21 protein-coding genes are annotated in these 23,580 nt (G+C 33.8%); 1 reads left to right on the forward strand and 20 read right to left on the reverse strand.

The window, feature by feature from the left end; genetic code table 11:
• Positions 1–31: 31 nt before the first annotated feature.
• The 20 genes from ACFVR2_RS14970 to ACFVR2_RS15065 all read right to left on the reverse strand — a co-directional run bounded on the left by ACFVR2_RS14970 (position 32) and on the right by ACFVR2_RS15065 (position 22,702).
• The gene (locus ACFVR2_RS14970) at positions 32–184 is read right to left on the reverse strand and encodes a hypothetical protein (protein WP_387363021.1); all 153 of its coding nucleotides are present in this window, start codon (positions 182–184) and stop codon (positions 32–34) included.
• Positions 181–1,440, reverse strand: a complete 1,260-nt coding sequence (locus ACFVR2_RS14975) for a helix-turn-helix domain-containing protein (protein ID WP_387363024.1) — start codon at positions 1,438–1,440, stop codon at positions 181–183. The genes ACFVR2_RS14970 and ACFVR2_RS14975 overlap by 4 nt, the downstream gene beginning before the upstream one ends.
• 170 nt (positions 1,441–1,610) lie before the next feature.
• On the reverse strand, positions 1,611–2,318 hold the full coding sequence (chbG, locus tag ACFVR2_RS14980; RefSeq protein ID WP_387363027.1) for a chitin disaccharide deacetylase: 708 nt from the start codon (positions 2,316–2,318) through the stop codon (positions 1,611–1,613).
• Positions 2,315–3,646 (reverse strand): 6-phospho-beta-glucosidase, encoded by a 1,332-nt coding sequence (locus ACFVR2_RS14985; protein ID WP_387363030.1) that lies wholly within the window; start codon positions 3,644–3,646, stop codon positions 2,315–2,317. Before ACFVR2_RS14985 ends, chbG begins: the two co-directional genes overlap by 4 nt.
• Before the next feature lie 17 nt (positions 3,647–3,663).
• Complete coding sequence (locus ACFVR2_RS14990; RefSeq protein ID WP_098233187.1) at positions 3,664–3,984, reverse strand: PTS sugar transporter subunit IIA; 321 nt, start codon at positions 3,982–3,984, stop codon at positions 3,664–3,666.
• Positions 3,985–4,155: 171 nt separating this feature from the next.
• Complete coding sequence (gene celB / locus ACFVR2_RS14995; protein ID WP_387363033.1) at positions 4,156–5,472, reverse strand: PTS cellobiose transporter subunit IIC; 1,317 nt, start codon at positions 5,470–5,472, stop codon at positions 4,156–4,158.
• A 22-nt stretch (positions 5,473–5,494) separates the two neighbouring features.
• Positions 5,495–5,800 carry a PTS sugar transporter subunit IIB gene (locus ACFVR2_RS15000; RefSeq protein ID WP_387363036.1) on the reverse strand — a complete coding sequence of 102 codons (306 nt, stop codon included), beginning with the start codon at positions 5,798–5,800 and terminating at the stop codon, positions 5,495–5,497.
• A 491-nt stretch (positions 5,801–6,291) separates the two neighbouring features.
• Entirely contained in the window at positions 6,292–7,632 is a 1,341-nt protein-coding gene (gene ypeB, locus ACFVR2_RS15005) for a germination protein YpeB (RefSeq protein ID WP_387363038.1), read from the reverse strand.
• 16 nt (positions 7,633–7,648) lie between these two features.
• Positions 7,649–8,362, reverse strand: a complete 714-nt coding sequence (gene sleB / locus ACFVR2_RS15010) for a spore cortex-lytic enzyme (RefSeq protein ID WP_387363041.1) — start codon at positions 8,360–8,362, stop codon at positions 7,649–7,651.
• 155 nt (positions 8,363–8,517) lie between these two features.
• Positions 8,518–10,284 carry an LTA synthase family protein gene (locus ACFVR2_RS15015; RefSeq protein ID WP_387363044.1) on the reverse strand — a complete coding sequence of 589 codons (1,767 nt, stop codon included), beginning with the start codon at positions 10,282–10,284 and terminating at the stop codon, positions 8,518–8,520.
• A gap of 52 nt (positions 10,285–10,336) precedes the next feature.
• Positions 10,337–12,589 carry a glycosyltransferase gene (locus tag ACFVR2_RS15020; protein ID WP_387363047.1) on the reverse strand — a complete coding sequence of 751 codons (2,253 nt, stop codon included), beginning with the start codon at positions 12,587–12,589 and terminating at the stop codon, positions 10,337–10,339.
• Between the two features lie 7 nt (positions 12,590–12,596).
• The gene (locus tag ACFVR2_RS15025; RefSeq protein ID WP_387363050.1) at positions 12,597–12,935 is read right to left on the reverse strand and encodes a hypothetical protein; all 339 of its coding nucleotides are present in this window, start codon (positions 12,933–12,935) and stop codon (positions 12,597–12,599) included.
• Between the two features lie 168 nt (positions 12,936–13,103).
• A complete protein-coding gene (locus ACFVR2_RS15030; RefSeq protein ID WP_387363053.1) occupies positions 13,104–13,328 on the reverse strand; it encodes a hypothetical protein in 225 nt (74 codons plus the stop codon).
• 286 nt (positions 13,329–13,614) lie between these two features.
• Positions 13,615–14,535, reverse strand: a complete 921-nt coding sequence (locus tag ACFVR2_RS15035; protein WP_387363056.1) for a DMT family transporter — start codon at positions 14,533–14,535, stop codon at positions 13,615–13,617.
• 229 nt (positions 14,536–14,764) lie between these two features.
• Positions 14,765–16,243 carry a protein adenylyltransferase SelO gene (locus ACFVR2_RS15040; protein ID WP_387363059.1) on the reverse strand — a complete coding sequence of 493 codons (1,479 nt, stop codon included), beginning with the start codon at positions 16,241–16,243 and terminating at the stop codon, positions 14,765–14,767.
• Between the two features lie 251 nt (positions 16,244–16,494).
• Positions 16,495–17,046: a VanZ family protein gene (locus ACFVR2_RS15045; protein WP_387363062.1), complete on the reverse strand. Its 552-nt coding sequence runs from the start codon at positions 17,044–17,046 to the stop codon at positions 16,495–16,497.
• Complete coding sequence (vanY, locus tag ACFVR2_RS15050) at positions 17,043–17,963, reverse strand: VanY-A/VanY-F/VanY-M family D-Ala-D-Ala carboxypeptidase (RefSeq protein ID WP_387363065.1); 921 nt, start codon at positions 17,961–17,963, stop codon at positions 17,043–17,045. Before vanY ends, ACFVR2_RS15045 begins: the two co-directional genes overlap by 4 nt.
• 102 nt (positions 17,964–18,065) lie before the next feature.
• The gene (locus ACFVR2_RS15055) at positions 18,066–19,178 is read right to left on the reverse strand and encodes a HAMP domain-containing sensor histidine kinase (RefSeq protein WP_387363069.1); all 1,113 of its coding nucleotides are present in this window, start codon (positions 19,176–19,178) and stop codon (positions 18,066–18,068) included.
• Positions 19,171–19,869, reverse strand: a complete 699-nt coding sequence (vanR, locus tag ACFVR2_RS15060) for a vancomycin resistance response regulator transcription factor, VanR-F/VanR-M family (protein WP_387363072.1) — start codon at positions 19,867–19,869, stop codon at positions 19,171–19,173. Before vanR ends, ACFVR2_RS15055 begins: the two co-directional genes overlap by 8 nt.
• Positions 19,870–20,170: 301 nt before the next feature.
• On the reverse strand, positions 20,171–22,702 hold the full coding sequence (locus ACFVR2_RS15065) for a vitamin B12-dependent ribonucleotide reductase (protein ID WP_387363075.1): 2,532 nt from the start codon (positions 22,700–22,702) through the stop codon (positions 20,171–20,173).
• Positions 22,703–23,065: 363 nt separating this feature from the next.
• Here ACFVR2_RS15065 and ACFVR2_RS15070 point away from each other — a divergent pair, with 363 nt between their 5' ends.
• The gene (locus ACFVR2_RS15070) at positions 23,066–23,560 is read left to right on the forward strand and encodes an acyl-CoA thioesterase (RefSeq protein WP_056468078.1); all 495 of its coding nucleotides are present in this window, start codon (positions 23,066–23,068) and stop codon (positions 23,558–23,560) included.
• The last annotated feature ends 20 nt before the right edge of the window (positions 23,561–23,580 follow it).

Here is a 23,580-nt window from a genome sequence, read left to right on the forward strand (position 1 = left end):
AACACTTTGTGAACTCGGCTCAATTCAAATATCAACTTCCTGGAGGTTTTGGATCATCTTCCTTCTTATTGGAAGCGTAAATTTCATTGCTTGGCGAATGATGACTTTGAATAGTATTTATCCCTACACTCACCAGCACAGTGATAATTAGGGAAAGTGCGATAAGTTTAATCTTCTTTTTCATCTGAGAACTCCTTTATTATGAGTCTTCTTCATTTGATGTAAACTGATTTGGAAATACTTATTAGCTAAAAGTGGGTCTCCTTGACCTTGATAATACTCGGCGATTCGTTCACTGTATTCATAAACCTTCATTCGATTACCATGTTTCTCCATGATTAGTAAGCCTTCTTCCATTAAATATTGGATTAATGCCTTCTCTTCATTTTTTGCTTCAAAATATAATACCCGTAATTTCACATATTCTAATTTTGTTTTATCTTCGAATAACTCTAGTTCATGTTCTAGCATATTCACAACTTGTTCATTTTTTTGTAGCTTTAGCAAATGAGTAGCAATATTACCTAATGTAAGGTAATAACTCTCAGAATTTTTCTCAATTAACGCTAGCGATTTATAATAACACTCCAGCGCTCTTTCAGAGAGGTTTTTAGCACCATACAAGTAACCTAAATTATGCCATGCCATTTCGACAATTGTTGTGTTTTGAATTAATTCTGCATCATCTAGTACTTCTCTTAATAAATTTTCTGCCCGTTCGTATTCACCAGTTTCAGTTAAATGAATTGATAAAATTGTTTTGACATCTAACGTTCTTATAATGTTATTCCTTTGTTTAAAAACTTCTAATGCTTTATTACCAAAATAAATCGCTAATGCTGATTGTCCTAATCTACAATGCATTAATGATTTTAAATAATAATATTCTGTTATTTCATCCCGATACTGTTTCCTTAAATCCTTTACTTCATCTAAAAAATCCAAAGATTTAATAAAGTTATTCCTTTTATGATTAAAAATTGCATTTAATATATTCCAAACAAATAATTCAAATTCAGAAAACATCCTCACATTTCGACTCATTTTTCCAATCATTTGCTCTGCTAATTCGAGTTGATTTAAAAACAAAATATACCTTAACATGTACAATTCATATACATAAAGTAATTCCGTATATAGAACAAACTCTCTATATTTCCTTAGGTTTAAATAGAGCGCATCTGCTTTTTTATGATGAAGTCGTTCAATTGAGTCATAGAACTCATGTAATTTTATTTTAATATGATTAACTTTATTTTTTTCATCTTCAACTGATATACCTAACTTCATACACAATAAGTTTAAAGTTTCGATATTAACCTCTTTTGAGTTGTTCTCAATCTTACTTAAATGAGAAATTGAACAAATTCCATCACAGAGTTGCTCTTGTGTCATCTGTTGTTTTTTTCGATGGTAATTAATAATTTTTCCAATTTTCATAGGTATTTTCCTTAAATATTATTTTAATATTGTTAATATTCATTATAGTGTAAAACTACTCCTATTTCATCTTACATTTTTTCCCATGATTATAAAACTCTATCTATTTATTTATACAAAAAAAAAGCATAGAGTCTAATTCAGACTCTATGCTAGTAAATCAAATTACCCTATAATAATTCAATCTCTTTTGGTAGTTTAACAGAAGATAAAATTAGCGTCTCCTTTACTCGATCATTAGCATAAGAAGAATTGTTTAGTATCTCGTGATCAAGATAACCAGGGTGACACATGACTTCAACAGATTGACCGTCCTGAACCCGTGTTAAAATCTTATCAAAATAGTCATCCGTTACGCCTTCCCCATAGAAATCATGAAGAAAAACATCTGTAAAAGAAGCAATCCCTTGTAAAGCATTTTCAGAAATGCGTCTAGCACTTAAATTATATTTTTGTGCTAACTTCTGGACGACTGGTAAAAATTCAGGAACGGTATGAACATGGTGGTGGCTGTCAAAATGAGTTGGTTTTAGTCCCGATTCTAAGAATTTTTCGATTTGTGCAGTCCATTCTCTTTCTAATTCATCTAGTGATATATTTTTATCTTCAAAGAATTCATGTCTACTTTTAAAGTTACCATTTTCATTAACAAGTGTTGGAACATCATTTAAAAGTGGCTTTCCACAAGTTAAAACAAGATGGATTCCTACTTGAAGGCTTAGATTTTCTTTTGCTAGCTCCACCGCATGACTTACGCCGGGCATATTCATCATCATCGTAGCTGAGTTAACAACTCCATTTTTATGTGCATCAATTATTCCATAATTAATTCCCCTTGAATAGCCAAAATCGTCTGCATTAACAATTAATTTGATCATTTAACTTTCACCTCTTTAAAAAATTGAGGTAAATACTTTTTATGTGCTTCTAGCATTTCATCAACAATTTGTTTAGCAACTTGATCGGATGCAACTAACGGGTTAATCGTTAACGCTAGAATTGCCAGGTCATAATCACCTGTTACAGCTGCTTCACAAGCTACTCTTTCAAATGATTTGATTTGTTGAACGAGCCCTCTTACAGAAACCGGTAGATCCCCCATTACGATTGGTTTTGGTCCATCCTTTGTAATGACACAACTAACCTCAACCGCTGAGTCGTTGGGAATACTAGCAATCGAACCATTATTCATCGTATTAACTGGTTGAATATCACCTTTATCATTATAAATGGAAGAAATTAAGCGAACGGCTGCATCACTGTAATAAGCTCCCCCTCGTTTTTCGAGCTGAGGTGGTTTGATTGATAGATTTGGATCTTTATAAAGTTCAAAAAGATCATCCTCTAATTTTTTTACAACTTCAGCACGGGTCCCTACAGTTTCGGCATTTTTAATATCTTTTTCAACCATTTCACGAGTTTTATAGTAATAGTTATGATATGGACATGGTAATGCGTTTAAAGCACGGAGAAATTCAGGTTCCCATCCATATCCTTGAATATTCTTAACAAAACTAGAGTTTTCCGGATTCGTTAATAATTCAATGACTTGATCTTTTACACTTTCGCCGTCAACAAATACATCTAGCCCATAAACCATATGATTTAATCCAGCAAAATCAATCCGTACGCTTGAATGCTCAACCTTTAATAGTTTGGCAATTCCCATTTCCATTCCAATTGGGACATTACATAAGCCAACTACTTTTCGATGGTCGGTGTAACGAAGTACCGCCTCAGTAACCATACCAGCAGGATTTGTAAAATTAACTAACCACGCATTTGGACAAAGATCTCTCATATCTTTAACAATATCTAAAATTACTGGAATTGTTCGTAAACCTTTAAATAATCCTCCTGGTCCATTTGTTTCTTGACCAAGTACACCATATTTTAAAGGTATTCTTTCATCCTTTGCCCTCGCATCTAACAAACCAACACGGAATTGAGTTGTAACAAAGTCAGCATCTTTAAGTGCCTCTTTTCGATCGAGTGTCAAATGAACTTCTACAGGAAGACCTGCCTTTTGAAACATTCGTTTTGCTAATTGACCAACAATCTCTAATTTCTCCTTGCCTTCTTCAACATCCACAAGCCATAGCTCTCGTAACGGGAGCTCATTGTACCGCTTAATAAAACCTTCTACTAACTCTGGAGTATAACTTGATCCTCCACCAATTGTCGCAATTTTGATTGATTTACCCATCGTATGTAGACCTCCTCTTATTGGTTGCTTACTTCTTGCCGCAGTTCAATAATCTCCCTTGCTAAATCTTTAAGCGTCATTGCTGTCATTAAATGATCTTGTGCATGAATTAATAAAATTGGTGTATCAAAATCCTCTCCACCAGCCTCTGCCTGAATCAATTGAGTTTGAAAGCGATGTGCTTGACTAAACTCGCGATCTGCCTCTGCAAGTTTCTCAAAAGCTAGCTCAAAGTTTTTTTCTTTTGCTGCATAGATTCCCTCCATTGAAAGACTTCTAGCATTTCCACTATGCAAGATTAATTGAAAGGAAAGGTTGTACAATTCTTCTTTTGTCACTAGAATCACACCCTTTACTAGAATTTAAGAAAACAATACCAAGAGCCTGCCTATAGGCAAGCTTCCAGTGTGTTTACGCAGAATCAAAACTTTTGTAATCTAACTGATTGAAAGCTAGCTCTTTCAAATAGTTTGGGAGCCTGCTAGATCGCAAGCCCCTTTGTGCATTTCTTATTTAGGTGCGCCTTGTTCAGTTTGTAAATTTTGTTTATCCCACATTCTAAAGAATGGGAAGTAAATTAAGAATGCTATAACAAGGTTAATCAATTGCATTGCAGAGCCTCTCCAGTTACCTCCAGTTGCTAGCCAACCGCCGATAATTGGTGGAGTCGTCCAAGGAATTGCAATACCATGTGTTTTTGGAGCAAATCCCGTTTTCATTCCTATATATGTGGTTACAACAAGAACTAATGGCGTTAAAATAAATGGAACTAAAAGAAGTGGATTCATTACAACAGGCGCACCGAACGTAATTGGTTCATTAATATTAAAGATACCAGGTCCAATCGATAGCCTTCCTAGTTGTTTTGCATGCTGACTCTTTGCAAATAATAGCATCATAAGAGCAAAACAAATTGTTGCACCAGAACCACCCATGTAGATGAAGATATCAAAGAATTGTTGTGTTACGACATTTGGCATTGCATGATGACCTTGCAGGGCTAAACGGTTGGCATCAGTTGCTGCTAACCATACTGGACCCATTACACCACCAACAATTGCCGCACCGTGTAAACCAACTGACCATAATAACTGAATTAATAATACAGCAATTAACGCGCCAGCTAATGACCCACCAAGTCTACTAAGTGGATCTTGTAATAGATCCCCAACGACATTGTGTAGAGTTTCATAGTGTGTATTTTCAATTAGTAAACGAATAATCCATACTAGGAGAATAACTAAAAATGCAGGGAATAAAGCAACGAATGATTTACTTACACTAGGTGGTACGCCATCCGGCATCTTAATGACAAAGTTCCTTTGAATTACCCATCTATAAATTTCAGTTGAGAATAATGCAATAATAATAGCAACAAACAGACCCTTACTACCTAAAAATGCCATAGGAAGTACTCCGCCTACTTTAATAGCAGCAGTTGCTCCATCTGGAGTAAACATTGTGAAGTATGGTGTTGATAAAATAAATGAGGCAATCGAGATCGCACCAGCATTCAATGCATCTACTTTGTAATGTTCAGCGAGTCGATATGCAATACCAAATCCTGCAATGAGCGCCATTATATCAAATGAAGCACTTACAGGATAAAGAAGCTTTGTTTGCCAAGCTGCACCGAATGTTTTTGCCATAAAATCTGGATATCCGTCAAACGGTAAGAAGCCTAAAATTAAGAAAATAGAACCGACAATAATAAGAGGCAGTGTTAAAATAATTCCATCACGTAATGCTTGCAAGTGTCTTTGACCTGCAATTTTACCAGCAACAGGCATTACTTTCTCTTCTAACATTTGAGTAAAGTTGGCCATCACAAATCACCCCTATATGAAATTATGAACCTATTAAATCGATTGCAAATTTCAGGACCTCTGCTCCTTTACACATCCCGTAATGAACCGGATTGATGGCATCAACTGGTATTCCTTTTTGTAAACCTTCTTTTTTTAACTGTGGGAGTAGGTACCTTACTTGGGGACCTACAAGTAATACATCTGCTTGATCAAGATGATTTTTAACATCATTAGCACCCACTGCCCAAATCCTTGCATCGATTCCTTCAGCTTTTGCAGCAGCTTCCATTTTTGTAACTAATAAACTTGTAGACATACCGGCAGCACAACATAATAATATGTTCATTTAATCCCCCTTTCTCTCTAAAGGAAACGCTTACAAGACAATTAAACTTCTACTAACAAGCAGAATCTACCCCTTACCTCTCTCCCTCTAGAATTTTAATCTCAAGAAATATATATTCACCATTTTGGACATTAGGACAAATATAAAAAATATTTTTTACTAATTGAGCTCTATAATTTCCTACTCCTAAAGTCGCTTAAAATAAAGCTTTGTACAAGCCTAAAGTATGATACCTTGTCAGATTTAACTGAAAGGATTATGCATTTAGAATATCTGAAAAAAGTCTCGCATTTGTAATTAATAATGCATGTGTTTTAAACTGAAATGCTAGTTTGGTATTCCTACCATTTTTAAATCTAGTAAAAAAGGAAATGGTTATAGCTTATTTCCTTTTTCTTTTTTTATCTTCATTATTATTGGGAGAATCTTTAAAATTAAATAGAGGACTTAAGTTACATACTTAAGTCCCCATCGTTAAAAAAGTGAAAGCTTCAGTCGTAGTTTTCGACTAAGACATTCAATTTTTTTATCTGTTCTTCTACACCAGTATCCGCATTCACGAAAATTTGATATGTGTCGTTTCCTCGTGTTCCTACAAATTCATAGCAAAGTACTTCTTGATTCAATTTATTTAGAATGATCGCTTGACGCTCTTCCATTATTTTTAAGTTTGAATTAATATTATTTCTCGCTTCTTCAACTGATATTTTCGGTTTTGGAATCGTCCTTTTCGTATATGCTGCTAAGTAATTTTTTGATGAAAATCCTACAATACTTCCGTCATCAAGAGCAATCTTCATCGTAACAGATTCAGGATAAATTCTTACACCATCCTGCTTTGTAACGTATGTAAATACACCAATCGTATCATATTGCGAGCTTTCTGTTAGCTCCATATTGGAGAATTTATTACGTTCTAAAAATTTCAGGCCGTTAATTGAAGCTTGATTTAAATCAATTTTTTGCGCCTTTATATCACGACGATCAATAGCCCAAACTGGATATCCTCCCTTTTCAGTAATGTCCATATAAATTTCGCTATTTGTTTTTGGTTCTTTAATTTCTAAGGTATAATACCGATCTTCTAATTTTTCACCTGTAAGATCCACTTTTATTTGTGCTGTACTATTTAATTGAAGAAATTTTTTCGCAATGTCCTTCGCTTGCTCTGTCGTTATTTTTTCGCCTTTTATATTCGAAAGGCTTGCACGATTTACTTTATAATTTGTCAGTGATGGATCTGCATTTGCATCGGAATAGGTCATTACATTCCTTTCCACTGTCTTAAATCCATCAATAATTACGTTATTTTTCGGATTTTGATCTTTTGCATAAGCAAGCTCTACATCCATCCAACGTAATTTATTCTCAAATACCATATGCTGAACTTTTCTAATCTCTCCTTGAATTTCAGCAGAGTTATCATATAACTTTTGCAGTGTTGCGTATTCATTTTGAGTCAATGGTTGTTTATCCAAATCTCTTACTGCAGTTCGATAACTAAAATCACCAATATTTGTTAGAAATTCTTCCGTTTTATTAACTGGTAATAGTCTCAAAGGAAGTTGCCCTACGTTAGATCTAGCTTGAGAAGTTAGTCCCCATACTTCAACTAGTGCTGGAGAGAGAGATGATTTTGATTTCATTGCTAAAGTATCGCCAATTTTATCATGTAGTAAATCTATTTCGTAAGTTAGTTCATGAAATGCCCGTTGATAGTTGTTTTCTGCCTGGATATTGATTTCGTTTTTAGCCTTATGCTCTGTATAACCCCAATATGATGTTCCGATAATTCCAATTGCTAACACGCCTATTGCAGCTTCCTTAATCACTTAAAACACTCCTTTCTTATCGGCAAAATATATGTCTACCAATTTGTTTTATTTGTGGTCTGCTCCAAATCCAAGCACTTGTCGCTGTATCTGGATTAAAATAATAAAGTGCACTTTCGCTCGGATCCCAACCATTTACAGCATCTAAAACAGCGTTTTTGGCTGTCTCATTTGGTGTTAAATAAATTTGTCCGTCAGACACGGCCGTAAATGCACCCGGCTCAAAAATAACACCAGACACCGTGTTTGGAAATGATGAATTGCTAACGCGATTCAGAATGACTGCAGCAACTGCTACTTGTCCGATATACGGTTCTCCACGTGATTCACCATAAACTGCATTAGCCATTAGCTGAATATCATTTTGCGAATAACCATTCGGAACATTCGATCCAGCACCTGCATTTTCACCTTTTTCATATTTTGTAGCTTTTACTAGCATCGCTTTTGTCTTAGCTCCAACAATCCCATCGACAGGCATTCCGAAATTATTTTGGAAATTCCTAACCGCCCAATATGTGTTGTATCCAAATACCCCATCCACTTTGCTAGTGTAATAGCCGTTGTATTTTAAACGCGACTGTAATTCAATAACGTCTTCTCCTGTAGCACCCATTTGAAGCACTTGGCTTGAAAAAGCATTTACATTTTTATGTTGAATATTACAAAAGAAACTTAAAAATACTATTAGTAATATCAAAGGACCTTTTATGAAAACTAGTTTCCTCATTTCTAACCTCCTAAAGTATACTTATCCCTTCTTGTATTTTTTTCAAGAACTCCCAATTTATGTAAACAGTTTTTGAAATGCAATAAGATTTCTTTCCAAAGTCTTAAAATAAGTCAGTTTTTTCCCAATAAAAAAGGGCCTATTTGGCCCCGTTTTTATTTTTTATTAAAGGTTATTCCTTCACCATAAACTCGATCATAGATTACCCAATCCCAAATATCATTTGAATGATTTTGAAGTACCCAGTCATACCATGAATGTTCAATCTGACCGTTTGTTAGAACTTTCATTAAAAGAGGTGCAATTTCGTATGATTCTAATTTAAGATTTCCTTTCTCTAAAAATGGCTTCGAATAGTTTCGGATCTTGTCCATTGTATTTTTGTCGTTACTCCAGATCCACATCGGAGTTTCATTATACCAATCTTCTCCTTCACTCTTTTCCAATGGTGCTCCCCACTGCTCGTATGTTGCCTTTTTATCGCCAAATGTTGGACGATGATCACCATAAAAAAGGACGATTGTAGGATTCTTACGTTTTTTTATTTCTTGCCATACTGTAACAAGAGAATTGCCACTTTTATAAATACCACTTGCATAACTCTCCACTTTTCCTTTTAAATCCTCATCCATAGGTACTCCACTAACTTTCATGTTTTCTTCAGGAAAATGGCCTTTACGCCAATCAAAATGATTTTGCATTGTCACAAAAAATACAAATTGGCTCCCTTTTTTATTAATTAATGATAATGCTTTTTTCGAGCTACACTCGTCTGATAAATATGAACCAAACTTTTCACAAGAAGATAAATCTGCTTCTGACAAGAACTGATTAAATCCTATGTTAGGATAAACTTCTTTTCGTTTGAAAAATGATGTTTTAAATGGATGAAGGGCTATCGTATCCATACCAAAGTTTCCAACATCTTGAATGAAACTAGGTGATCGTCTATTCCCCATTTTTCCTTCTTGGTATGGTGTCCGTTCTTCGAATTTACGTTTTAACTTTAGACTAGTTAATACTTCAAACTCCTCGTTAGCCGTCCGTCCTCCAAATGTATTACTTATTAGAGTTCCATGAATCCCCTCATTTATAGATCGAAGAGGTGCGTTTGGATCAGTGTTCCATTTTAAATTCATGTCATCTAACATACTGTATGCTTCACTTTGAATCACTAAAATATCTGGTAATTGTTTAGGTTTGGAAAGTGGTTTTAAAGAATTGATCTCTTTAATGACCTCATTTTTTACTTTATTAGATACTTGAGGTTCTCCACGTTTGCTATTTATGTAAGTTACTAAAAATGCTGGATACATACCATATCTTTCAACACTAGTTTCGTAATTCCAAGGTATATATTCTACATTTGAGTTTTTTACAAAATAAGCATAGCCTTCTTTTGAACCAAATGTAAAAAAGACCCCAAGTAATACGATTAGTAAAAAACGTAGACTATTTTTCCTTGCAGTAGCATTTCTCCATTTTTTATAGGCAAAAAAAGTCCCTAAAAAAAGAAATGTTATGATTCCAATTAATGCTCCCCATTTGAGAAGAAATGGAAGCTTTGAAAATTGTAAAAAAACAATTGGGTCACGCAGGAAAAATAAGTCACTTGGATGAAAAGGCTCTCCAGTATATTTTATTTTTTCTGAAAGTGCATATGAAAAAATCCCAATTGACCCTACAATTGTAATTAAAATCCACCAAACATTATAGCCTAGAACAAGGAGCCCAATGATTAATACTGAAACAACAACTGACACAATCATAAAGTTCCACTTAAAAAAATCCGTGATAATCCAATTCTGATAAAGATTCACATGGTTTTTCCACAAATAATTATGAGACCAAATAACAAGTAGATAACTACAGACCAATCCGATTAGAATTGGTCCGAGCAAATTAAAACTCTTTTTTATCATGAAGAATCTACCCTTTACAAAATTATAATAATTAACTTTGTTTTTTTCGTTCTTACATTAATTTCTCATTCGGTAATGCTTCATCAAGCTGCTTGTATTGTTGAACTAACTTCTCCGTAACTAAAGATTCAAACACTTTAGTAGCACCATCAATATCGCCAATCTCTGATTTGTATTTCGTTTCAAATCTACTGAGAATACTGCCTTCTTCAAAAATTCCCCATATATTATTCCCACTACCTTTGTAGTCGCTCAACTTAGAAGGTAAGTATGGATTAATATTTTTATAATCCTTCGTAAACGCATCGTTAACAATTAGACAATCGAACTTTGTTGTAAAATTTAAAAACTCTAAAAAGTTAACATAAGGGTTTACTTTGATATGTTTTTCAATTACTTCTCCTGAAAGTTCATTTGTAAGTGATTTTGGATCAGAAGTGAAAACATGAAGTTTAATTTTATCTCTTAATTCAGGTTTAGTTAATTTAAGCCCCTCAATTATTTCATTTAATTTTCTCGTTTGATAAAACGTTCCAAAGTACCCTAGGTTTACTTTGTTTTCATCAATTCTATATTTACTGGCTTTAACATGATAATATTGCTTCGGTAATGTCGGTTGATTACAAATTTTTGCTTTGCTTAAAATGACTTCTTTCATTTCTTGCATTGGGAACATTTCTGACATGTATTTCAACTGATTTTCATTTGTAAACACAATTTCATCTGCAAATGCATAAGCAATGTATTCACACCAAAAAAACATATTGTTATTTAACGCTAGTGGGAAGTTTTTTTTCTTTAAAAGTGAATTTACTTTTTTATAAAACCCTAGATCAATAATTGCTGACTTCCGTTCATTTCCATGAATATCTAATAGGATTGGATCAGAGAATTCTGCAACCCATTTTGCTTTTGGATTTTTTAATTTATATTCAAATGCTAAAAAATGTGAAGCAGGCCATAGTGCTCGGCTATATATTTTATGGTATGCACCATTTTTTCTTTCTTTAAATTTAATTTCCTTAAGAGATTTTTTAATAAAATCTTTCATTGATTTCCATTGTTTAAAACTACTGGCAGATGATATTTCCATCCGATTATTAATAAAACCATCCACCATTGCATTTTGTCGATAATCAACTTCCCTTACCTTCGACATATTATTATAAATTACATCCACCACTTCATTATTTTCGATAATACGTTTAGCCATTACAGTTCCACTAGTATCAACGTATGGTGGAAAACAATAAGAAATAATTAAAGAACGGGTCTCTCCATTGAATAACTTAAAATAAGGGAAATAGACAAAACAATTTTTATTTACTTCTTCAATTACTTGTTCTCTCAATTCATTGCTATTGTTTATATATCTATCTATAAATCCGTATTGAGCGTGTATTTTTCCTTTAATGAACTGTTGGATTGTAGGACTATTCGTTTCTCCTAGTAAAACATCAAGATGTTTCATTACTTCCAAACGTTCTTTTACATTAAACTCAAATGAGTTTTTACGTCTAGAAACTGAGTTATCTCTTAAAACCCGATAATATATTGCCTGCTCTTCTAATGGAACAATCTTTAGATGAAAATGATGCAAAGCAAATAACTTAGTAAAAAACACTACATCTTCTCCACTTTTTAAACCGAGTTCGTAGCGTTGCGTTTTTACTTTCTTTGTTGGTATTAATTTACAAGCATTCATTGTTAAAACACTATTTAAATCGGTATAAGTATAAATTTTAGTATCTAACGCTTTTTTGATTTGGGAGTTAACAGGATTATTCGGATTACTATTACCTTCTAGATCTACGTCCACAACTTGTGAAATGACAACAGATTCTTCATCAGCATGATTGAATAGTTTTTCAAGAAAGTTAGGTGAAATATAATCATCGTCATCTAAGAATGTAATGTATTTTTTTGATGCTTGTTGAATTCCCATATTCCTTGCAGATGAAACACTAGCTTCTTCTGAAATAAGAATGTTAAAGTGATTTATCTCATGTTCCTTAATGAAATTCATCAATATCTCTTCGGTAAGATCTTTTTCTCCATTGATTATAAAGATTACTTCAAAATATTTTGGTGATAAAGTTTGATTTTTTAATGATTCAATACATTTTTTTATCACTTTTTCACCTTTATATGTCGGGACGATTACACTAATACCGTTTATTAATTTTTTAAAATGATATTTTGAAAATATTAAGTCTTCCGGGATTTCCTTATTCATTCGTTGGTAAATTTCGATCTTAATTTTTTCAATTTCTTCTAATCTTTGCTGGATTTCAAATTTGTTCAAAATATATTCACCAACCTCTTAACTTTCTAAAAAGCCATCTTTTAGCTTTCCAATAAAACTGAATTAATCTGCCAAGCTTTGAGTGCATTACTTTTCGATAACGGTCTTCCATTATTTGGATTTCACTCTCTAGCTTTTCAATATACTTTATATTTTTATATTGCAGCTCTAACGCTGTTTCTTCATTAATTAATAATGTTAAGAACTGTTCATAAAACTGAGACTCTATCTCCAAATTATTTAAATTAGATTTAAACTTGTTCAATTTTATAAACCAGCTAGGTACTTCTAGCTCATTCTCAATTGTTTCTGCATTTAATGAATGAGTTCTTGGGTCGATTGTCATCTTGATGAGTCCTTCCTAATAGCTTGAATACTTTATAATATGCCCTAAATAAGCAGTTTTTTTTCATGAAATAATGAATTAGAAATCATTTATTAAGATAAAAAAAAAAGACAATCACCTTATCGGTAAATTGTCTTCATGTTGTTGAAAAAATTTTTTTCAGTTATATTATTGATAAGTAAGTTGTATGATATTGATTTCCACTACAGGGTGCTCGCTTTCCATTGGGCGAGATTCTTTAGCCTCCTCGGCGCCGCCTGCTAAGGTCTCAGCCTTCCCGCTAATCCCATAGAAGCCCGGCACCCTTTCGTTCCAATCAAGTTCTTGATAAATAAGAATAATCTTAAAAACAATAGAATAATCAATTGAACGAATGAATGATTCTTTATTCATCAAATTGTAACTTATGATAAAGACTTACACATCTTTACAAATATTGACCGTCAAAAAAGAAGATATTTTAATTTTTGCAAGTTAGGTAAAGCATTTATAAATCAATTAAAATAACTTGTTTATCAATAAGATGACAGATAAAACAATAATAAATAAACTTTTTTTCATAGAAATTCATTTATTGTTAGTATTTTTCAATATTGACTACTATATACTTCAACACTCTTAATAGATAATCACCTTATCAGTAATTTGTCTTATGATACATCGTTTTACTTTTTTAAATTTAGATTTGGAATTGATTATCCCTTTTAAATTTGCGAGATACATCTTCATATACTCCTGAACCAAACATCACACCTATTAAAATTAAAATAAAACCGACTACTTGAGTTAAAACAATTTTTTCACCTAAAAATAATACCGCACCAATAAGTGAAAAGAATGGATTTAGATTTAAAAAGATAGCCGCCTCTGTTGTGCCAACCTTTCCAAGAGCAAAATTATAAAGCATATGCCCCATAGCTGTTGCAACAACTGCTGATGCAAAAAATATCGCCCAAATTCCTACTGAATGATGCACCATACTAGCCATTCCACCTGGCTCAAGTATTTGGCTAATTCCGAATAATATAATCGAACCCATAACTAGCATATATCCAGTCATTAATCGTGGATCTAAAGTTTTCGAAACTTTTTTAATTAAAACAAAGCTAGATGCTTGAGCTAAGATTGCTAAAAACACATAAAAATCTCCATGCGAAACGCCATGAAAACCTCCACCGCTCTGGAAAACAATAAAAGCAACACCTGCAAAACCGAATAAAACGCCTAAAATTCTAACAAAGTTCATTACACTACCTAAAAAGAAAACCGACAATAAGGCTGTTAAAAGCGGCCCCATTCCTAGAATTAGACCTCCGTTTGACGCTGAAGTTTGGGAAAGACCAATCGATAAAAAATAATGATGTGCAACTACATTCAATAGCATCGCAAAAAATACATATCCAAACTCCCTCTTAGTAAGCAAACGAACTTTTTTAATTAAAAATAAAATAATAAAAACACTTACTCCAGCAGTGAATACACGAATAGCTGTCATCGTAACTGGCATAAAGTTCTCTACTAGAACTTTTGTTGCAATTACATTAAATCCCCATACCACCATAATACAAAATAAAATGATATAAATTTGTTGCTTCTTCAACTTCCCCACTTCTTTCTACTGGCCAAAATATAAAAAGAGGGAAAGTACCCCTCTTACTTTATAATTCAGAAAACTTTTAATTTACTTTTTCTAATATAGTAAATTTCCGAGATTTATTCAAAGTGTATGCTCAGATTCACTTAAAATATGTTCCTTGTTTTTCTTAAAAAATAAAATACTACCTATAGTAAAAGGTAGTATTTGTACTATAAAAAATATATGAATATAATCAAGTACCACAAAAAGTCTGATAAGGGCGGTCCGGGTTAGGAGGTAGTGTACAATAATTTTTCTGTTCTTCCGATTCAATAAAAGGATTAGAAAGTGCTTTAAGCAATTTCTCCATCACGCTATAATCTCCGTTCTCTACCGCTTTTTCTAATGCTTCTTCTACACGATGATTTCTTGGGATTACGGTCGGATTATTGTCTCGCATTAATTGAAGAGATGCTTCTTTTGATTCTGATTGTCTACTTAATCTCTCCTGCCACTGCTTCTCCCACTGTTTAAATTCAGATGATGTAAAGAAAGGCATCTCATCTTGATTACCATATGATAATGCTCTGAACGTATTCGTATAGTCTGCTTTATACTTTTCCATTATTTCTAGTAACTCATCAATTAATGACTTATCCTGTTCTTCTTCATTAAATATTCCTAATTTTCTCCTCATTCCTGCGATCCAATTATCTACATAAATCATAGGGTATTCAGAAATTGCATTCTGTGCTATTTCTAAGGCTTTTTCCTGATCATCATGCAATAATGGTAATAATGTTTCAGCAAATCGTGCAAGATTCCATCCAGCCATTTTTGGTTGATTTCCATATGCATAACGACCGCGGAGATCAATTGAACTAAAAACTGTTGCTGGGTCGTATACATCCATAAATGCACATGGACCATAGTCAATTGTTTCACCACTAATTGTCATATTGTCAGTGTTCATTACACCATGTATAAAACCAACTAATTGCCATTTGATAATTAAGGAAGCTTGGCGCTTAATGACTCCTTGAAGTAGTGAAAGATATCGATTTGGATCATTTTGTTCAATTTCTGGATAATGCCTTTGGATTGTATAATCAGCAAGTTCTTGAAGTTCATTCACACTACCCCATCTTGAAACATACTGAAACGTACCAACACGAATATGACTAGCAGCAATTCGGGTCATAACTGCCCCAGGTAATCGAGTTTCACGCTGGATTTGTTCACCTGTCGTTACAACGGCAAGACTTCGTGTAGTTGGTATCCTTAGCGCATGCATCGCCTCACTAATAATGTATTCCCTAAGCATCGGGCCAAGTGCTGCACGACCATCTCCACCTCTTGAATAAGGTGTTCTACCTGAACCTTTAAGTTGTACATCAAATCGCTCATTTTTTGGAGTAATCTGTTCACCAAGTAATAAAGCTCTTCCATCCCCTAGCATATTAAAGTGTGCAAACTGATGCCCTGCATATGCCTGCGCAAGTGGCAATCCACCTTCTGGCACTTGATTCCCGGCAAAAACATTTACACTTTCTTCGCTTTGAAGTGATTGAACCTCTAGACCAAGTGATAATGCCACTGGTTTATTTAGAACAACCAATTTCGGTGAACTTACTGGATTTAAATCTTGAGTAGCAAAAAAGAATTCCGGTAAGTTTGAATAACTATTATCGAAATTCCATCCTGCATCACTTTTTACATTTCCCTGAGTCATCTTATCCCCCTTTTCCACTTTTTTCTTTTTTATTATTTACTCTCTACATATAACAAAAAAACCATAGATTTTCTATGATTTTGTTTTCATAATCCATACCTCAGGTTAGTTTCTACTCCACAACTTCAATATATTCTAACATTGCCTGAAAAAGGCATAACTTCAATTAGCTGATTTAACAAAAATTAACGGCTACTCCATAGCAGCCGTTTCTTAACTAAATAACCGGTACACATTATTAATGGTACGATTTAAAATTCCTGTTTATCAACAATTTCTCTGTCTTGGACACTGCTTGATGTATCTACAATAAGTTTATTATAAACTTTATCACAAAGCTTGATCGCACAATAGCCAAGCAATCCTCCAGACGTATTTAGTATTAGATCATCCACATCAAAAATCCCTAAAGAAAAAACAACCTGTAAGCTTTCTATGCATAAACTAAAACTCAAAGAATTAATGAATACGCCTATGAATGACATCCCTCTATTTTTAGATAAAAGAACAAGAAACATTCCAAATGGGATGAACGCTACGATATTTCCAATCAAATTACTAAAATCAGGCCATGATGATAGACTCTGAATATTAATGAACATTGTTTTGAATGGGATAAAATTTCCTAATTTTAATTCGTTAATGAGATTAGCAGGATTCCCGAGATTAGTCTGAAGTTGATACGAAAGAAAGGTTAGATCTCTCCAGCGGAACTTAAATAGAATGACCCTAATTACTGCATATAGATAAAAGACAAATAATGCTGAAACAAAAATTTTGTTCATTAATTTTATTATTTTCATTCCGCTAAGCTATCCTCCTTAAGATTAGTATTTTCCCCGTTGTGAAATACCGTTACAATCACACCATCCATATTGTTGCCTGATATTTCATAACGAAGATTGGTTGGCACTTGAATGGTCGTATTTTTAGTAACTGGGTAATAAGATATTTCGTATTTTTCGCCATTTATTGTAGCTGAAATAGACTTTTGTTTTTTTAAGAAATTCAAATACTCTTCTAAAGAAAAATTCTTTTCCTCCATAATCACACTGTGTGGCAATCCAACATAGCGAATATGCCAAGGTTCATACTGAATGCCTGTAATTGCCGTTTTATCCTTTGGATAGCGTATAATAAAGCCGTATTTCCAAGCATTTTTTTCTAACCACTTACCTTCAGGTGCCTCATTCATTTTCATTTTGGTAGATCCTACATCAAGCGATAAACCCAAATTGTGTTCACTACGGCCGGCGGGCAAGGCATAGTCTGATCCCATCTTTTGATAAAGTGCATTTTGCTCACCAAAGTCTCGGAAGCCACTATTAATTGTAAAATGGTGAACCCCTTCTTTTTTAGCAGCAACAATTATCTCCGAAAATTTACGGGCGACATAATCTGACAATTCAATTTTAGTATCAAGCAATTCGTAGCCCTTTTTCAATTCTTTGTGAGTATATAAGTTTACAACATCTGATTTTATACTCTCCTGGTGTACAGGATATTTTTTGTTTATTAAGAGTAAGTTTCCTTTATAGACCTGTTCTTTTGTAATGTCCTTCGTTTGGAAACGATCAGAAGTCTCTTTATTATCTAATTGTTCATTGTTAATTTTTTTATATGTTTGAATCTCTACTTTATCTTGAAAAGAAATTTCTTTATTCACGAATGCAAAACTCAAGCAAATTACTAAAAACACTAATAATCCCCACTTCTTCATTATCCCGTTCCTCCTAGTTCTGATTGATTCTAGAATAGGAAAAACTTTTTAAATAAAAAGTGGGGTAAACTTTAAATTTTTCTTAAATTCTTTATGAAACTTTTAAACTTGGTCAATTGGGATACTTTCCTGCGGTAATCGAACTTCAAATACAGTCTGGATTATACTACTTTCGGCTGTAATTGTTCCATTATGTTGCTCCACAATATTCTTTGCAATGAATAAACCAAGACCCGTGCTATCTTCTTGATGAGTTCGTGCTTTGTCACCGGTATAAAACATATCAAAGAGATATGGAAGTTCCTCCTGAGGAATACGATCTCCATAATTAATAACCTGAACGATCACTTCATTCGCATCAACAAACCCGTTAATATCTACAAACTGACCATCATATCCATAACGATTTGCATTGGTTAAAAGATTTTCAAACACACGAGCTAACATCTCTCCATCACCCAAAATAGGTAAATGGGGCGGAAGATTCATTCGAGCGATCAAATTATTTTTCTCGAAAACAGGGTACAATTCTTCTTTTAATTGAAAAAGTAGATCACTTAAATTAATTTGCATTTTTTCAAGGGGTAACATGCCATAGTTCATTCTAGTTATTTCAAATAATTCATCAATCAGTTTTTCTAAACGCTGAGATTTAGTAAAGGCAATCGTTAAAAAATGTCTGACTTGTTCCTTAGTTAACTTCTCATCCTTAAGGATTAAATCTAAATAACCTATCACAGAAGTTAGCGGAGTACGCAAATCATGTGCCAAATTTACAACTAACTGTTCTTTACTGTTTTCTGAAAAATCGCCTCTTTGTACGGCTTCTTCTAATTTTTCACTTGCTAGATTAATTGCTTGAGCAATATCTCCAAACTCATCATTTGATTGGATCGAAACCCGATGTTTAAAGTTGCCACCAGCAAGATAATGAATGCCGTTTGATATTTCTTTAAAATAAGTAGAATAGGGTTTAGTGAGTAAATAGAAAAACAATATCGAAAGTGGGATAAATAGAAATAAAAAGAAGTTAACGTCTCCTATACTCTGTATGAATCGACGAAGCTGGGCCAAGGGGTCACCATAACGAACCATCGTGTGATAATAAAGCTGTAATCCTTTAAAAATTATATAGGTTATAATACCAGCCAGAGTCATACTTAAGCCAAATAATACGATGATTTTGGAACGAAAACCGTATATAAATTTAGCCATTGAATATATACCCCACTCCCCAAACTGTTTTGATTAATTTATTTTTTCGCTTATCTTCTCCGAGTTTTTTCCGCAAGGTGCGAATATGTACCATTACTGTATTACCACCTTCAAAGTATGCATCACCCCATACCTGCTGAAAAATATTTTCTACACTAAAAACTTTCTTTGGATGACTGGCTAATAAATACAAAATATCAAACTCTTTCGGCGTTAGCTCGATGTTTTCACCAAAAAGCAAAACTGTACGTTGATCAGGGGAAATCATTATTTCACCAAATTCCAAGATAACTTTATGATCATCTACTTTAGGTTGGTTCAACTTCATAAAGCGCCGCAATTGAGCATTCACACGTGCAACCAATTCAATAGGGGTAAATGGTTTTGTTATATAATCATCTGCTCCAATGACCAGACCTTGTACTTTATCGAAATCAGATGTTTTAGCACTCAAAAATATTATTGGCATATTATACCGCTCACGAATGAGCCGAGTTACTTCATATCCATCCATTTTCGGCATCATAATATCCAATATCAACAAATCAATCGACCCGGTCTCGACTACACGAACTGCCTCATGTCCATCCGAAACTTTAATAACATGATATCCTTCTTTTTCTATATGTAAGGCTATCAGATCAGCAATCTCCTGTTCATCATCCGCTATTAAAATAGATATAGCTTTCATCTATTCTCCTCCTATTTATCGTTACATTCAGTGGAAGATTATCCAAATATATATCCTAACGATGATTTCTCCCAAAGACTCGAATTAGCAATTGCGAGTTACTGCTAGCTTTAGTTGTCCAATAAACTTTAGGCTCTATACTATTTTCTATTATTTCCTCTTATTCTTCAAGAATATGGTCCATTTAGGAATAAGGATGGACTTTTTCTAAATATGTTCTCGTTCTTTAAGACATAAAAAAATACCCCTTAGATCATCACATCTAAAGAGGTATTTCTTTACGGCTATTTAATCCTTACTATTATATTCCACACTTCAACTGAACTTGGCAATTATCACATGTATTACAACCACCATGTTCAACTACAGTACCAGCTAAGCAGATTGGACAAGTGTCTCCGTTTTCTACACCTACGTTACCTGTTTTAACTTGAGCAGTTTCATCAGTATCGCTGTTCGTTGCATCTTTTCTATTTTCAACTGTTTCTAGTTCTACATTTGTTAAATCATTTTCTTCATTTGTTAGCGATAGTACTTGGGCATCACGTGAACCATCTACATAAACAGTCCCGCCTTTTGCTCCACCTTTGTGTAATCTTTCATACACTTTCGCTACTTGTTCAACAGAATAACCTTTAGGAGCATTAACTGTTTTACTTATTGAAGAATCAATCCATCTTTGGATAATACATTGAACATCAGCATGTGCCTCTGGCGAAAGGTCCATTGTTCCAACAAATTGTTCTGGAAGATGTTCAATCATCTCATAAACATTTTCTTCAGTTACTTCATATCCGTTAGCTTCTAACCATTCTAGTGCGATATCAGCTACAACTGGAATAAATTTACCTAAACGTCCTGAACGGAAGTAAACGAAGTTGAAATAAGGCTCAAGTCCAGTGCTGACATTCATCATCGTTCCAGTACTTCCCGTAGGAGCAATTGTTAGCAAGTGCGAATTACGTATACCACTTTCTAAAACAGCTTCACGAATTTCTTCAGGCATTTTTTTCATATAGCCCGAGTTAATAAAACGTTCGCGGCCATCTTCAAAAGTCGATAAGAACGGGAATTCTCCCTTTTCTTCCGCTAATTCAATTGAAGTTTTATAAGCAGTAGTTGCAATCACTTCAAAAATTTCATCAACAAGTTTGTTGCCAGCTTCTGATCCATATACTAGATCACAACGGATTAGTAAATCATGTAATCCCATCACACCTAATCCAATACGGCGTTCACCTTTTGCTTGCTTCGTATTCTCTTCTAGGAAATATGGCGTTGCATCGATTACGTTATCTTGCATTCTCGTTCCGATTTGGACAGTTCGCTTTAACTTTTCCCAGTTAACTTTACCATTTTCCGTCATTTCGGCTAAGTTAACAGCCGCTAAGTTACAAACTGAGAATGGAGCAAGTGGTTGCTCTCCACAAGGGTTTGTTGCAACTACTTTTTGACCATACGATACAGCGTTTGTCATTTTATTTGCATTATCTAAGAAGAAGATGCCTGGCTCAGCAGAATAAGTTGCACACACATTGATTAAATCCCAAAGTTCTTTTGCTTTAATTGTGTGGTACGTTCGTACACCATATCCACGCGCAACCCATTCACGTACATCTCCACATTCCTGCCATTCTTGATCATAAACTAAACGCATTTCATCATCATAGTTTTCTAAATCCGGGAATTGAAGCTTGTATTCTCCATCATTTTCAACTGCATCCATAAAATCATCCGTTAAACAAACAGATATATTTGCACCTGTTAAAAACTCAGGGTTGTGAACTGAATACTTACCACCATCATTAAGCAGTTCTTTTGCCTGTTCTATTTCAGGAGTATTTAATTTCCCTTCAATTGTTGCAATATGAATTAATGCTTCATAAGCTGCTTTTTCAGTTGCACTAATTGGCTCGAACTTTAATTTACGCTCTACTTCTTCACGAATTAATTTCGATTTTGTAGTTTGCGCAATATAGCGTAAAACCTTTGGATTTTGGTTCTTTGATACGATGAACTCTACAATATCAGGGTGATTGACGTTCATCATAATCATTTGCGCACCCCGTCTTGAACCACCTTGAATAACTAAATTAGTTAATTCAGATAAATCATGTAACCAAGAAACTGATCCACTTGAGCGTCCATTCACACTATATACAATTGCATCACGAGGACGTAAAGTTGATCCGTTTGTTCCAACGCCACCACCACGTGACATAATTTCCATTACCTTTTTACGGTGTTCACCAATCCCATCACGAGAATCGTGAATATGAGGCATTACATAGCAGTTAAAGAATGTTGTTGAAGCTCCTGTACCGGCACCAGCCAAAACACGTCCCGCTGGTACAAAAGTTTTGTTAGCTAAAATTTCATAAAACATATCTTTTACTTCGGAGAATTTTTCTGGAGTTTCTGCAGATGCAAGCCCACGTGCAACACGGTCTGCAATTTGTTCGTAGAAGATTTCAAGTGGTTTGTCTACTTTATTAAATGCAACTGTAATGACTGCTCCGTCTTCAAACTGAGAATCTAATTGAACAGTTACTTCTTCCTGACTATTGTCAATAGCAATTACTTCACCATAACCACGACGAGGAAACTTTGGATCATCCTTATATGTTAGTACAACTAGGTCACCTACACCTAATGTAACAAGCTTAATATCTTTAAATGCGTATCGATCTAACATAACCGTTCTAGATACACCTTTAAATGTTGTTTTATGCATCTTTGGATTAATAGGTGTAATCATTGGAAAATGCATTATGTCTTGATTTAATTTCTGTATATTCGCAGGTAATTCAGCATCAATTATTGTATTTATCATCACCTGTTCCTCCTCGTATAGATTATATCGATTTTATCATATATCGATATATAGGTGTTCTCTTTCTTTCCAACACCCATATGTAGTATTTATCCCGTCTCAACAAGATATAAATATACCGACTTAAGAAGTAAAAGTCAATGTAAACGACTGAAATAAACTTATTTAAATTTGCGCTATTTCCCACAAATTTCATTGACAAATAAAAATTTTACTACGTGATGTTTAAAACCAACTACAAGAATTCCTTACTCATAAATAGCCTTCAATAGTAAGATTGTTCATATATTTTTTTAAATAAGCATTCTAATTTCTCTATTAAATAGTGTACAATTTATAGATATTAAAGAATGGAGAAATCATATGGTAACTTGTAATGAAACAAGAGTCATTAGAACAAATTTAGTTCTTCCCAATGATGTAAATAGTCATAACACTTTGTTTGGTGGAAAATTAATGAATGACTTAGATATTATCGGAAGTATATCAGCAATGAAATTCTGCCGATCTTCCATTGTAACTGCTTCAACTGATTCCGTGGACTTTCTTCACCCGATCACGATGAAAGATTCGGTCGCATTCGAAAGTTATGTAACTTGGACTGGTACCTCATCGTTTGAAGTATTCGTTAAAGTAACTGCAGAAAACTTAAAAACGGGTGAAGAGAAAATCGCAGCAACAGCCTTTTTAACTTTTGTTGCCTTGGATCAAGATGGAAATTTAGTTAAAGTTCCACAAATTGTTCCCGAAACTGAGGAAGAGAAATTCTTATATCAAGGCGGAGAAGAACGCGCAAAAATCCGTAAAAATAGAAGACTTAAAAGTAAGGAATTAGCAGACTTTTTTTACAAAAAATAAAAAATGGGACGACAATTGTC

Source organism: Gottfriedia sp. NPDC057991, from assembly GCF_042886615.1.
Taxonomy (GTDB): Bacteria; Bacillota; Bacilli; order Bacillales; family Bacillaceae_G; genus Gottfriedia.